The following is a 14,313-nucleotide window of genomic DNA, read 5'->3' as shown; positions in this document are numbered from 1 at the left end:
TTATTGCGAGCAGGGGGCGATATGAAGTCAAGTAAACTAAAGTCACCCATGATTAATGCCCTGCTCCTTTCAGGGATGATCGGATTTGCTGCACTTCCTGCTTTAGTTCAAGCGGCGGAGAATACACCGGCGATAAAAGCGCTGTTAGATCAGGCCGCCTACTGGCATGAGAAAGCGCATAATGATCTGGCGGCAAATGCGCTGCAAAAGATCCTGATGGTCGACCCTAATAACGTTGATGCGCTCTATTTGATGTCACTTTACGCCGCTGAAAAAGGGGATAAAGATGAAGCACTCGAATGGCGTAATAAATTGACCGCAGCATCCCCGCAAGATCCACGTCTGCAGTCATTGGATAATGCCAAAGTCATGCAGTCTATTTCTCCGAGCCAATTGGCGGCTGCACGCCAGTTTGCCAGCCAAGGCAATATTCCCAAGGCCATTGAGAGCTATCAGAATTTATTTAACGGTAATAAGCCGTTAGATAACTTGGCCGTAGAATATTATTTAACCATGGCGGGTGATGCCGCCACCTTACCAATGGCTATCTCGGGATTACAGCAGCGGGTCGCACAACTCCCCAATGATACTGCTGCGCGCGTAGCACTGGGTAAGGCACTAACCTACCAACAAGCAACACGTCGTGATGGTATTGCCATGCTCAATAGCATGGCTGCAAATAATCGTGATGCTGATGCTGCATTGCGTCAGGCGCTGCTATGGATAACACCACAGCCCGCTGATGAGGGGTTGTATCAAGCTTATCAACAGCGCCATCCTAATGATCAGGTTGTCACTGATTATTATAAGAAAAATATCGGTGGGGCAGCTAAAGGCCAAGGTTACAGCGAGCTTAATAGCGGCGATTTAGCCAGCGCGAAAAGTCAGTTTGAATCAGTACTGGCGATCAACCCAAATGATGGTGATGCATTAGCGGGTTTAGGGTTTATTGCTTTACGCAGTGGTGATTTCGCCAATGCTGAAAATTATCTGACTCAGGCGGCTAAACAAGGGGGGGCGAACAGTGCGCAACTGGCCGCCCAAGCACAGGATGCCCATTTCTACGGCGAGCTAGATAAGGCCAAGAAAGCCCTCGCTAGCGGAAATATTGATAGCGCGCTGGCCTTGAGCGCCCCACTCTCCCAAGCCACTGGCGATAAAGGCACCGCAGTGGCGCTATTTCGCGCCGATCTGTTGCGCCGTAAAGGTGATTTAAGCGCGGCTGAACAAGCGTATCGCAATCTGTTGGCGCAACAACCGCAAAACAATGATGCAAAACTGGGTTTGTATTATGTGTTGCAACAACAAAAACATGATGCAGAAGCGCAGCAAGTCCTGCAAACGGTGCCGAATAATCTAAGACCTGCCGCTGCACCGGCGGGAGTTAATGTTGAGCCGATCCGCCGTGAAGCGGCGTTAGCGTTACAGCGCAATGATCCGCAGGCCGCATTAAATCTGCTGCAACAAGCACTGGCGAAACAACCATCCAATATCTGGCTGCGCCTAGATATGGCGAGGATCCTGCAACAACAGGGCAATGCCGCTCAAGCGCAAAGTCTGATGGCGGAAGCCTCAGCGCCGGGTGCGCCGGCAGATAATTTGTATGCCGCAGCACTGTTTGCGGCCGAAAATAGGGATTGGGCCACCAGTCATGCCCTATTGAATCAGATCCCAGCCGCGCGCCAGACCAAAGAGATCCATGCACTGAGTGAGCGCGTAGAATTTAATCAAAAAATGGCCAGTGCAGAAGCTTATCTGGCAAATGGTGATTCAGCGAGTGCTGCCGCCATTTTGCGTGGCTTGGCGCAAAATCCACCATCGGCCCCTGCTGATGTCGGCAATCTGGCTAAGGATTTGATGGCTGCCGGTGACAGCACCACGGCGGTGAGTTTAGTCCGCAAAAATATCAGTGGCGGTATTCAGGGCAAAGCGGGCGACTATGCGGCACAGATTGGGGTGCTGACACAATCGGGTCTGACGCAGGAGGCGGAAGCTTTGCTGAGCAACCCGGCGATTCAGAGCAGCAGTTCACCAATTGAAATCAGCCGATTGCGAATGGGAAGTGCCATTAATCAGGCTGATGAATTACGAGAGCAGGGCCAATATGCTGCGGCCTATGACAAGTTGATTGTGGCGCTGCAAAGTGATCCGCAAAATATTGATCTGATGCTGGCAATGGGTCGTCTTTATCAATCCGGTAAAATGAATGATGAAGCGGGCAGAGTCTATGCTTATTTATTAAAACGTGACCCTACGAATGAAGGCGCACGAGTTGGTGCGGTAAACGTGGCACTGGCAAAGGGTGATGTACAGAGCGCCCGCCAATTAATGCTAGGTATGCGTGGGCCGAGAACACCAGAGCGGTTATTACTGGCAGCCAGAGTTGCTGAAGCGGAAGGGGATCACGAGCAAGCACTGGCCCTATTGCGTTCAGCCAAAGGAAAAATGATTGGGCTGGCGGGGGCGGACAGTGTCACTGGAGCCAATATTGCTGGCTTACAATTAACCGATAATCCCTTTATTAATCAAACCACTCGCACCCAGGCGCGCACCGGTTCCATTTATGGCGCGGTACTGCCGTGGCAAAATGCCGCTGGCGATGGCGTCGTTGCCGGTGGGGTCAATAATCTCGCCGCCACCGCCAATGGGGCGCAAAACGGCACGCTGAAGCAAGTCGATCAGATGCTCGACAGTTTGCAGGATAAAACCGCCAGTTGGGCGCAGGCCAATATCAGTATCCGCAGCCGTGATGGTGAATCGGGCCTGAGCCAATTGACCGAAGCTAAAGCGCCGCTGACCTTTGCCGGCGTGCCCTTTGATACCTCGCGCCTGAGCTTTACCGTTACACCCACCTCACTCAATGCCGGTTCCACCTCCGGCACCGGTAGCAACCGCTTCGGTACTGGGGCATTGCAGCAGGGGTTGGAAGTGAAAAACGCGACTGAGGCATCGGCGCTTGCGGCGGCGGCGTCAGACAAAGTATTAGCAGATGCTACCGCAGCCTTGATACCACTCCAGATGGCAAGACAAACCGCTTGTCAGACTGCTGGTGCGGCCTGTGATGCCGCACTACTGGCAGAAAGTAATGGCAATATCGCGAGACAGTTAGCAGAGAGCAATAGAGTCACCGCCCAGACCTTTAGCCCAAATGACTTCACCGCAGACTCTCCGGGTTCCCAGCAGGAGTCTGGCGTCGAATTGGCACTGGCGCTGGCCGGTGAAGATTATAAGGCCGATATTGGCACCACCCCATTAGGGCAAGATATGAGCTCCCTGATCGGTGGCTTGCAGTGGGCGCCTAAACTGGGGCAGTTCGCTAAATTAGCCATGACCGCCGAACGCCGTCCAGTAACCGACAGTTTGCTCTCTTATGTCGGTGCAACAGATAGAATTAGCGGTAAACAGTGGGGGGCGGTGACCAAAAATGGCGGCGGCTTAAACCTCAGCTATGATGATGGCGATGCCGGCCTTTATGCTGGCGTCAATTATTATAACTATTTGGGTGATAATGTTCCGAGCAACGGCTCAATAACGTCATCAGTAGGCGCTTATATTCGCCCTTATCGTTATGATGACCGCGAATTAAAAGCGGGCGTGAATATCAGCTATATGAATTTCTCCAAAAACCTCAGCTACTTCAGCTTTGGGCAAGGGGGTTATTTCAGCCCGCAAGATTATGTCAGTGTCTCCTTCCCCGTGGAGTATAGCCAGCATTATGGTAACTGGAATTATAAATTGGGTGGTGCTGTAGGTTATCAATCTTATTCTCAGGATGAGAGTAAATACTTCCCAAATAATCCAGAGCTGCAAGCACAACTTGAGCAATATGTTCGTGACGGTTATAGCACCGAGTCCCATTATGCGGCACAAAGCAAAAATGGTATTGGGTATAACTTTAAAGCAGATGGCAGCTATAACTTACAGAAAAATATGCAGATCGGCGGTCAGGTTGGCTACGATACTTTTGGCGACTACTCTGAAACCACTGCGTTAGTCTATTTTAGATACTTGTTGGATGGGAAATAATCATGCAAGAGAATAACTATCTTTCAGAACAACAGGATTATTACCGCCAGCGCCAGCATCAATCAGGGTGGCAAAATGTGGTACAAGTCCTATTCTTAGGCATTCAGGCCAATGCTGAAAATGCAGATGCCAGAGCTTTTCTTCACAGCATGGGGGCTAAACTGGCGCAGCAACAGCCATTGCCCCTCAGCCAGACTGTGGGCGAACTTGAAGATAACATTAATCACCTATGGGCCAGCTACCACTGGGGATTTGTGCATATTGATGCCAATGAACAAGAGATAAGATTAACTCACTGTGCCTGGCCAGACACGGATAATAGTGGCGAAAAGAGACAGTGGAAAATAGCCTTTGCCACATTTTTAGCCGGTATTTATAGCGAGTGGCTGAGTCAACAAGGAGGACACCCTGAAGTTAATGCCCAGTGGCTCGATAATGAGATCGAAGGCCCGCTGGTCTTCCGTTACAAGAGTGGTATTTAAGGAAAATCATGCTAATCAAGAGAACAACGAGGCTTGTTTTTACCATCGGTGTCTTATTCGGCCTGCTATTTTCGGCAGCGGTACAGGCACAGGACCCCGGTTGGGAGCAATTCAAAAGTCGTTTTCTTAAATCCGATGGCCGCATTGTAGATAGCGGGAACCACGATGTTAGCCATACCGAAGGGCAAGGTTTTGGTATGCTGCTTGCCGTATTTAATGATGATAAGCCTACATTTGATGAATTATTGGGTTGGACAAATAGGACACTCTATAATGAGGATACCGGGTTATTCTCATGGCGATATGAGCCGAACGCGAAAGTAAAAGTGGCGGATAAAAATAATGCGACGGACGGCGATCTCCTTATTGCCTGGGCGCTATTGTTGGCCGGAGATAAATGGAAAAATAACGACTATATTGCTCAATCTAATCAGATTCAGAGTGCGATTATTAAACATACGGTTATTAGTTTTGCTGGCTACCATATTATGTTACCGGGCGCGAATAGTTTTAATCATACCAGTTATGTTGTCGTGAACCCCTCTTATTATATATTTCCGGCCTGGCAAGCATTCTATCAATATAGTCACTTAAAAATATGGCAAGATCTAAATAATGACGCAATAAAGCAACTATCGGCAATGAAACTTGGGAAAGTTAATCTCCCAACCGATTGGGTCGCATTACAATCTGACGGCAGTTTTGCCCCCGCTAATGGCTGGCCTGCCCGTTTTAGTTTTGATGCCATACGTATTCCACTCTATCTCAGTTGGGGGGCAAATAATAACAGTGCCTTGGCACCTTTTATCCGCTATTGGCAAGGGTTCGCACGGCTGACAACACCCGCCTGGGTGAATGTTGTGACCGGTGCCACCGCCGAGTATCCGCTCACACCAGGTATGCTCGCAATTCGTGATCTGACATTCGGTAATCTGGGTCAATTGACCACCACACTACTGCCAGAGGAGGACTATTACTCATCTTGCTTGCGCCTACTCTCTTGGTGGGCAGCAAAACAGCAGTAAGCGAATAGATTTTTATTGGTAACGCCGATGCCGTGGCGTGACAGCCAGCAGCTCCCGGCAGAATCGCTCCAGGATAGCTGGCAATCACTGTTACAAAAGAGACTTCCCCGCAATAAGCGCCTGTTATATTTACACATTCCCTTCTGCGCCACTCACTGCACCTTCTGCGGCTTCTATCAGAACCCGCTGCAACCCGAGAGTACTGCACGCTATACCGATTACCTGCTGCGTGAACTGAGCATGGAGGCGAACAGCCCGCTGCTGCAAAGCGAGGCCCATGGTCTGGTAATCCGCGCGGACGTCGCACTCCACCTGAGCCAGATGGCTGAGGACACCGCCACATATCATCAGATCTATGCTCTAGTGGAGCCTGGATTAGTGCGTAAATTAAAAATCAATTAACAATAAATATTTCTTGATGTAACATCCACCAATGATTGATAATAATTATCATACTGATACTGATTATCATTACCCTGCTGGTTATATGGACAAACAGTTGAATAAAACGCCAATGCTGAATGACGAAGCTGCTGTCGAGCATCCGACGGCAAGTAAGCCCCTGTCCGTCACCAGCGAGCAACTGCTGGGGGAGCATGGAGTGGCCTTTATCGTCCATCAGGGTGAAAGCTACCAACTGCGCCAGACCAAAGCAGGGAAACTGATACTGACAAAATAATTCGTACACATTATCCAAAGTCACGGACGTGACAGCAAAGCAGCAAGTGCCGCTAACAGCGCTGTAACGTCAAGGATGGAGGGTATAATGCAAGCCACCCAGATGAGTCAATCAAGGCAGCCAGCATCTATCTATTTGTTTTTGCATATAAAATTTTGCATAAAAAATACGGAGAATTGCCGACATGCCTCGTTCCACTTCCGACCGTTTCCGCTGGTCCCCCCTCAGTTTGGCAATCGCTTGCACCCTGCCTTTTGCTGCTCAAGCCGCTGAGACAACAACAGCGCAAACTGCTGATACCACCACAACTCAAACCACCGCTGCTAAAACCAGTAGCAAAAAGCACAGCACCGACACCATGGTGGTGACAGCAACCGGTAACGAACGTAGCAGTTTTGAAGCACCGATGATGGTGACAGTGATTGAAGGCAACACGCCAACCAGCGAAACTGCCACCAGCGCTGCGGATATGCTGCACAATATTCCAGGGCTGACGGTCACCGGCAGTGGGCGCGTTAATGGTCAGGATGTCACACTGCGCGGCTACGGCAAAAATGGCGTACTGACACTGGTCGATGGCATTCGTCAGGGCACGGATACCGGCCACCTGAACTCCACCTTCCTCGATCCAGCGCTGGTTAAACGCGTTGAAGTGGTACGTGGCCCATCCGCTCTGCTGTACGGCAGTGGTGCATTGGGTGGGGTGATAGCCTATGAGACCATCGATGCCGCTGATCTGCTACTCCCCGGCCAAAACAGCGGTTATCGCGTTTACAGCTCAGCCGCCACCGGCGATCACAGCTTTGGTCTGGGCACCAGTGCCTATGGCCGCACCAATGATGTCGACGGCATTCTCTCCTTCGGGAGTCGCGATATCGGCAATATCCGTCAAAGCGACGGCTTTAATGCTCCCAATGATGAAACCATCAGCAATGTGATGGCAAAAGGCACCTGGCGCATTGACCAGATTCAATCGTTAAGCGCTAACCTGCGCTACTACAACAACAGCGCACTTGAGCCAAAAAACCCGCAAACCAGCGCAGCATCTAGCGGCAATGTCATGACAGATCGTTCGACGATTCAACGTGATGTCCAACTCAAATACAACATTCAGCCACTGGATCAAGAGTGGCTAAATGCCACGGCGCAAGTTTACTACTCCGAAGTGGAGATCAATGCACGGCCACGAGGCTCAGCAGAAGAGGGTCGCGAACAGACCACCAAAGGCGGGAAGCTGGAAAACCGCACCCGCCTCTTCACCGACAGTTTTGCGTCACACCTGCTGACTTACGGTACTGAGGCCTATAAACAGGAGCAGACACCAAGTGGTGCAACCGAAAGTTTCCCGCAGGCAGATATTCGCTTCAGCTCCGGCTGGCTGCAAGATGAGATAACTCTGCGCGACCTGCCGGTCTCTATTTTGGCGGGTACTCGTTATGACAACTATAAAGGCAGCAGCGAAGGTTACGCCGATGTGGAAGCCGATAAGTGGTCATCACGTGGCGCAATCAGCATTACGCCAACCGACTGGTTAATGCTGTTCGGCTCCTATGCGCAGGCGTTCCGTGCTCCGACCATGGGCGAGATGTACAACGACTCAAAACACTTCTCGATGAATATCATGGGTAACACCCTGACTAACTATTGGGTCCCCAATCCGAACCTGAAACCAGAAACCAACGAAACACAAGAGTACGGTTTTGGCCTGCGCTTTAACGACCTGTTGATGGCCGAGGATGACCTGCAATTCAAAGCCAGCTACTTCGATACCAATGCTAAAGACTATATCGATACCGGTGTCACCATGGACTTTGGGTTCGGGCCGGGTGGTCTGTATTGCAAAACCTGCTCAACCTACTCAACCAATATTGATCGGGCAAAAATCTGGGGTTGGGATGCCACCATGAGCTACCAAACTCAGTGGTTTAACTTGGGTCTGGCCTATAACCGCACCCGTGGTAAAAACCAAAATACCAATGAATGGCTGGACTCCATTAATCCAGATACCGTCACCGGCACTATCGACGTTCCTGTGGCTAGCAGTGGTTTCGCTGTGGGCTGGATTGGGACATTTGCTGATCGCTCTAGCCGAGTTTCCAGCACTGGCTCCCCGCAAGCCGGTTATGGCGTCAATGATTTCTATGTCAGCTATAAAGGCCAGGAGCAGTTGAAAGGCGTGACCACCACCGTGATGCTAGGTAACGCCTTTGACAAAGAGTATTACGCACCACAAGGCGTGCCACAGGATGGCCGCAATGCAAAACTTTTCGTGAGCTATCAGTGGTAACTCATTGGAATAAAAAATAGTCTTAAAATTAACCCGGCACACCCAAAAATAGTATTGCCGGGTTATGATTTAGAATCGTCACCTGCATATAAAAAATCAATAGAATGAGGAACTTATAATGAGCGCATCAATATACGAGCAATACTTACAAGCCAAAGCAGATAACCCAGGCAAGTACGCACGCGATTTAGCCACGCTGATGGATATTTCTGAGGCTGAACTGACCCACAGCCGTGTCGGACACGATGCCAAGCGTTTACAGGCAGATGCCCGCACACTGCTGGCGGCATTGGAAGCGGTCGGTGAAGTCAAAGCCATCACCCGCAACACCTATGCCGTACATGAGCAAATGGGCCGTTACGAGAACCAGCATCTGAATGGTCATGCCGGTTTGATCCTCAATCCACGTGATTTGGATCTGCGTCTGTTCCTCAATCAGTGGGCTAGCGTATTCACCCTGACAGAAGAGACCCGTCACGGTGTCCGCCACAGTATTCAGTTCTTCGACCATCAAGGCGATGCGTTACACAAAGTGTATGTCACTGAACAAACCGACATGCCAGCATGGGAAGCACTACTGGCGAAATTCGTCAGCGCTGAAAACCCAGCACTGCAGCTAGAACCTCTCAGCCCCGCTGAAGTCACCGCACCTACCGCCGATGATGCCACGGTAGATGCCGAATGGCGCGCCATGACCGACGTGCACCAGTTCTTCCAGTTGCTCAAACGCAATAACCTGACCCGTCAGCAAGCATTCCGCGCCGTGGGTGATGATCTGGCTTACCGCGTTGACAACAGCTCACTGACACAACTGCTCAATATTGCCCTGCAAGATCAGAACGAAATCATGATTTTTGTCGGCAACCGTGGCTGCGTACAAATCTTCACTGGTGTGATTGAGAAAGTCACCCCACATCAAGAGTGGATTAATGTGTTCAACAAGCGGTTTACACTGCATCTGATTGAAACCGCCATTGCTGAAAGCTGGATCACCCGTAAGCCAACCAAAGATGGTTTTGTCACCAGTTTAGAGCTGTTTGCCGAAGATGGCACCCAACTCGCTCAGCTTTATGGTCAACGCACTGAAGGGCAACCAGAGCAAAATCAATGGCGTGAGCAGATTGCTCGCCTGATCAATAAGGATATTGCCGCATGAGACTAAGGCTACTGTCACTCCCTTTCATTCTGTCGCTGAGCGCCTGTATTCTGCCGCTAAATACGTTAGCTGCAAATTCGTCGGCTGCGAATACGTCGGCCGCAGAACGTATTGTCACCATTGGTGGTGATGTAACAGAGATAGCCTACGCACTGGGTGCCGGTGGCGAGATTGTGGCCCGTGACAGTACCAGTCTACAACCGCAGGCAGTGCAGAAGCTGCCTGATGTCGGTTACATGCGAATGCTCAATGCCGAAGGCATTCTGGCGATGAAGCCAACCATGCTGCTGGTCAGCGAACTGGCGCAGCCCTCACTGGCGCTGAAACAGGTTGCTGATAGTGGTGTGAAGGTGGTCACCATACCGGGAAAAACGACGCCAGAAAGTGTGACGACGAAGATTAGCGCGGTCGCGGCGGCACTTCATCAGTCAGAGCAAGGGCAACAACTGATTAAAGACTATCAGCAACGGTTAGCCGCAGTGAGCAGCACGCCACTGCCGGTCAAAGTGCTGTTTGTCATGAGCCACGGGGGGCTAACCCCAATGGCCGCGGGTCAAAATACCGCCGCAGATGCCATGATCCGTGCTGCCGGTGGCAGTAACGCGATGCAGGGCTTCAGTCGTTATCGTCCACTCTCCCAGGAAGGTGTTATCGCCAGTGCACCCGACTTATTACTGATCACCAGTGATGGTGTAAGAGCCTTGGGAGGCAGTGAGGGGATCTGGAAATTACCCGGTATGGCACTGACGCCAGCCGGTAAGCATAAGCGGTTGTTGGTCGTTGATGACATGGCGCTACTCGGTTTTGGTCTGGAAACACCACAAGTGCTGGCGCAACTGCGCAAGGGCATGGAACAAGCACAATGAATGGTCGTGTCCATCCGCGCCTGATGCTAAGCATCTTGCTGATGATCCTGATTATCCTAGCTCTCGGCTCGGCCAATATGGGGGCATTAACCCTCTCGTTTCGCACCCTGTGGCATGCTTCATTAGATGATGCTATGTGGCATATCTGGCTAAATATTCGCCTGCCTCGTGTGCTGTTAGCCGTGGTCGTTGGCTGCGCACTGGCCGTCTCCGGCGCTATCATGCAAGGGCTATTTCGTAACCCGCTGGCTGACCCCGGATTATTGGGTATCAGCAGCGGTGCCGCCCTGTGTGTCGGGCTGATTATCATTATGCCATTCAGCTTGCCACCGCTACTGGCACTTTATAGCCATATGGTAGGGGCTTTTATCGGCAGTTTGGCCATCTCGGCTATTATCTTCACCCTCAGCCGTTGGGGCCATGGCAACTTATCCCGTTTGCTGCTAGCCGGTATCGCCATCAACGCCTTGTGCGGTGCCGCCGTTGGCGTGTTGACCTATATCAGTGATGATCAGCAATTACGCCAGTTTTCACTCTGGAGCATGGGCAGTTTGGGTCAGGCACAGTGGTCAACCCTGATGGTGGCGGCATCACTGATCCTACCCGCTTGCTTGCTGGGCTTAATGCAAGCGCGGCAACTGAATCTGTTACAGCTCGGGGATGAAGAGGCGCACTATCTCGGAGTCAATGTGCGGCAAGCCAAACTGCGTTTACTACTACTCAGCGCTATTCTCATTGGTGCAGCGGTGGCAGTCAGCGGGGTTATCGGTTTTATCGGGCTGGTGGTGCCACATCTGATCCGTATGCGTATCGGGGCTGACCACCGTTGGCTACTGCCCGGTGCCGCACTGGGTGGGGCTTGCTTGTTACTAACTGCCGATACCCTGGCACGAACTCTGGTCGCTCCGGCTGAAATGCCCGTCGGCTTGATCACCAGCCTGCTGGGTGGCCCCTATTTTCTATGGCTGATTTTACGTCAGCGGGAGCAACGTAGTGGTTGATATAACTGGGGCTAATATGATGGAGGTCAATTTAGCTAGTGCGCCTATCGCTAAGGCTGATATGACAAGGGCACCGGCTGCTTTATTGGAGGCGAACCACCTCTCCTACCATGTGCAGGGGCAGCGGCTGATTAATGAGGTCTCGCTGCAAATTGCCAGCGGTGAAATGGTGGCGATTATCGGGCCAAATGGCGCGGGTAAATCTACCCTGCTGCGGTTGTTGACTGGCTATCTGGCCCCCTCTGGCGGTGAGTGTCAGTTACTCGGCAAGAACCTGAATAGCTGGCAGCCACAGGCATTGGCCCGTACCCGTGCGGTGATGCGCCAATACAGTGATCTGGCGTTTCCCTTTAGTGTCAGCGAAGTGATTCAGATGGGCCGCGCACCTTATGGCAAGGCGCAAAACCGTCAGGCGCTGCAAGAAGTTATGGCGCAAACGGACTGTCTGACACTGGCTCAACGTGATTACCGCGCACTCTCTGGCGGCGAGCAGCAACGGGTACAATTGGCTCGCGTGCTGGCACAGTTATGGCAACCAGAACCCTCACCGCGCTGGCTGTTTCTGGATGAACCGACATCCGCATTGGATCTGTATCATCAGCAGCACACACTGCGCTTGCTACGCCAACTGACCAATCAGGAGCCGCTGGCAGTCTGCTGTGTGCTCCACGATCTGAATCTGGCGGCGTTATACGCTGATCGCATTCTGTTGTTGGCGCAGGGTGAATTGGTGGCCTGTGGCACACCAGAGGAGGTGCTCAATGCCGAAACACTGACCCGCTGGTATCAGGCAGATTTGGGGATTTCACGCCATCCAGAAACTGCCTTGCCGCAAATTTATCTGCGCCAATAAATTGCCTTGCATCCCAAATTGAGACCAGCTTATCGCTGGTTTTGCTTTTCCGCTCCCTTAGGCTCACCCGCTGCCAGCAATTCATAAATCGCCTTACCTACTTTTTGCACCGCCCGCTCAATTTCTGCGGTCATTGGCTTGCTGTAGCTAAGCCGCAAGCAATTGCGATACTTCCCCGACGCGGAACTGATCGATCCAGCCGCCACCTGCACTCCCTGCGGCAATAAGCCACGATTAAGGCGCAGGCTATCAAATCCGTGAGGCAGTTCAACCCATAACATAAAGCTACCTTCTGGCCGGCTTAGGCAGGTACTCGGCGGGAAATACTTCATCACCCAGCCGATCATAATGTCGCGATTACGCTGATATTGGCGGCGCATCCGGCGCAAGTGCTGCATGTAATGCCCTTGCTTGATGAACTCTGCCATCGCCAGTTGCGGTAACGTGGCCACTCGTCCGGCAGAAATGTATTTCATATGCAGTGCTTTATCTAAATAGCGCCCCGGTGCAATCCAGCCAATACGTAAACCGGGTGCCACGGTCTTGGAGAAAGAGCTACACAGCAATACCCGCCCGTCGTCGTCAAATGAGGCGATGGTCGGTGGACGCGGATATTGATATGCCAGTGCGCCATACACATCATCTTCAATAATCGCGATGTCGTAGCGCTGGGCTAAAGTCAGCAGGGCTTTTTTGCGCTCATCTGGCATATTATAGCCCAGCGGATTATTGCAGGTCGGCGTCAGTTGAACCGCCTTAATCGGCCATTGATCCAGCGCCATCTCCAAAGCTTCCAGACTGATCCCCGAGATCGGATCGGTTGGGATCTCAATCACCTTCATGCCCATCCCTTTCAGGGTTTGCATCGCGCCGTGAAAACAGGGGGAATCTACGGCAACAATATCGCCGGGCTGACAAACCGACCCCAATGCCACCGCCAGCGCCCCATGGCACCCTGAAGTAATGATGATGTTCTCCGCCGATTGATGATTGCCGCTGTCCAACATCAGCCGAGCAATCTGCTCACGTAAAACCGGGGAACCATAAATATTGTCATATTCCAGCACCTCCTCACTCTGATGGAGGCTAATACGGCTAAGTAAGCGGCTGAGTATTTTTAGTCCCGGGGCGGAGATATCAGGCGAACCCACCCCAAGATGGATGACACTCTCTTGATCGCCTCGAGTCAGAAACGCCAGCGTATTCTCCCACTGAGATATCTCTACTGGCCGCTGTGCATGGCTGCATATTGCGGGCAACGAAGGTAAATTTGAGCTGCAACGCACGAAGTAACCCGACTTTGCTCGCGCCTCGATCAGCAGGCACTCCTCCAGTTGCCGATAAGCCTGCTGCACAGTACTGATGCTGACGCCATGCTCGTCACTCAACACTCTGACCGAGGGGAGGCGCTCCCCGGCGATATACAGCCCTTCTTTAATTCGTTGACTCAGAATATCAGCCAGTTGTTGGTAACGTGTCATCGAAATCACCTGATAAATTATTGCACCAGTACAGATGGCCTAAATTTACGCCATTCAGATCATATATCTCATATCTGTATGGAAATAATAGTCCAAAATTGCATCTGTAATGTTTTTTGCCAAAGCCTCATGCTAATGGCTCACCTACTGACGGGGAGTCAATCATGAATAATATAATTGAAGATCAAATAGATGAGTGCTGCTCGTCAGCTATGCGGGCAACAAAAAACCGCCACAATATTGTTATTCAGTTATGGCTGAAAACATACAGATACCTATATCAATGGAATGAACGGCGCAAAACAGCCAATACAATGGAGCGCTTGAGTTCAGACCAATTAAGGGATATCGGCTTGACGCGGGAAGATATCAAGCGGGATTACAGCCGTCCATTTTGGCGCTGAGGAGAGATGGTTGGCATCAAGCTGAATGGGCTGGCCCCGACACAATAGCCGTG

Annotated in this window: 11 protein-coding genes and 1 pseudogene; 11 read left to right on the top strand and 1 reads right to left on the bottom strand. The window is 51.4% G+C overall.

All coding sequences use genetic code 11. The features are described from left to right. Positions 1-21 precede the first annotated feature (21 nt). From HRK25_RS08055 to HRK25_RS08010, 10 genes and pseudogenes are all read left to right on the top strand, one after another. Complete coding sequence (locus HRK25_RS08055; RefSeq protein ID WP_032898361.1) at positions 22-4,026, top strand: cellulose biosynthesis protein BcsC; 4,005 nt, start codon at positions 22-24, stop codon at positions 4,024-4,026. A 2-nt stretch (positions 4,027-4,028) separates the two neighbouring features. After that, the gene (bcsD, locus tag HRK25_RS08050) at positions 4,029-4,508 is read left to right on the top strand and encodes a cellulose biosynthesis protein BcsD (protein ID WP_005276646.1); all 480 of its coding nucleotides are present in this window, start codon (positions 4,029-4,031) and stop codon (positions 4,506-4,508) included. Between the two features lie 8 nt (positions 4,509-4,516). Then, positions 4,517-5,533, top strand: coding sequence for a family 8 glycosyl hydrolase (locus HRK25_RS08045; protein WP_005276647.1), 1,017 nt, complete (start codon positions 4,517-4,519; stop codon positions 5,531-5,533). A gap of 27 nt (positions 5,534-5,560) precedes the next feature. Beyond that, a pseudogene (locus tag HRK25_RS08040) lies at positions 5,561-5,800 on the top strand (heme anaerobic degradation radical SAM methyltransferase ChuW/HutW); the annotation flags it as partial. Between the two features lie 220 nt (positions 5,801-6,020). Further along, on the top strand, positions 6,021-6,212 hold the full coding sequence (gene hemP / locus HRK25_RS08035; protein WP_080375802.1) for a hemin uptake protein HemP: 192 nt from the start codon (positions 6,021-6,023) through the stop codon (positions 6,210-6,212). A gap of 184 nt (positions 6,213-6,396) precedes the next feature. Beyond that, positions 6,397-8,499: a TonB-dependent hemoglobin/transferrin/lactoferrin family receptor gene (locus HRK25_RS08030; RefSeq protein ID WP_032898362.1), complete on the top strand. Its 2,103-nt coding sequence runs from the start codon at positions 6,397-6,399 to the stop codon at positions 8,497-8,499. A 118-nt stretch (positions 8,500-8,617) separates the two neighbouring features. Next, positions 8,618-9,655, top strand: a complete 1,038-nt coding sequence (locus HRK25_RS08025) for a hemin-degrading factor (protein ID WP_005276652.1) — start codon at positions 8,618-8,620, stop codon at positions 9,653-9,655. Then, the gene (locus HRK25_RS08020; protein ID WP_032898363.1) at positions 9,652-10,521 is read left to right on the top strand and encodes a heme/hemin ABC transporter substrate-binding protein; all 870 of its coding nucleotides are present in this window, start codon (positions 9,652-9,654) and stop codon (positions 10,519-10,521) included. Before HRK25_RS08025 ends, HRK25_RS08020 begins: the two co-directional genes overlap by 4 nt. Then, complete coding sequence (locus HRK25_RS08015; RefSeq protein WP_032898364.1) at positions 10,518-11,522, top strand: FecCD family ABC transporter permease; 1,005 nt, start codon at positions 10,518-10,520, stop codon at positions 11,520-11,522. Before HRK25_RS08020 ends, HRK25_RS08015 begins: the two co-directional genes overlap by 4 nt. A gap of 61 nt (positions 11,523-11,583) precedes the next feature. Further along, the gene (locus HRK25_RS08010) at positions 11,584-12,375 is read left to right on the top strand and encodes a heme ABC transporter ATP-binding protein (RefSeq protein WP_032898372.1); all 792 of its coding nucleotides are present in this window, start codon (positions 11,584-11,586) and stop codon (positions 12,373-12,375) included. 29 nt (positions 12,376-12,404) lie between these two features. Here the strand turns inward: HRK25_RS08010 and HRK25_RS08005 are convergent, their stop codons facing one another. Beyond that, complete coding sequence (locus HRK25_RS08005) at positions 12,405-13,856, bottom strand: aminotransferase-like domain-containing protein (protein ID WP_032898365.1); 1,452 nt, start codon at positions 13,854-13,856, stop codon at positions 12,405-12,407. A gap of 164 nt (positions 13,857-14,020) precedes the next feature. Here HRK25_RS08005 and HRK25_RS08000 point away from each other — a divergent pair, with 164 nt between their 5' ends. Then, positions 14,021-14,260 carry a DUF1127 domain-containing protein gene (locus HRK25_RS08000; RefSeq protein WP_071984928.1) on the top strand — a complete coding sequence of 80 codons (240 nt, stop codon included), beginning with the start codon at positions 14,021-14,023 and terminating at the stop codon, positions 14,258-14,260. Positions 14,261-14,313 lie beyond the last annotated feature (53 nt).

Origin of the sequence: Yersinia bercovieri ATCC 43970 (assembly GCF_013282745.1) — a bacterium.
Classification (GTDB): Bacteria; Pseudomonadota; Gammaproteobacteria; order Enterobacterales; family Enterobacteriaceae; genus Yersinia; species Yersinia bercovieri.
The sequence above is the reverse complement of the archived record's forward strand: the minus strand, read 5'-3'. Positions and strand labels throughout refer to the sequence as shown.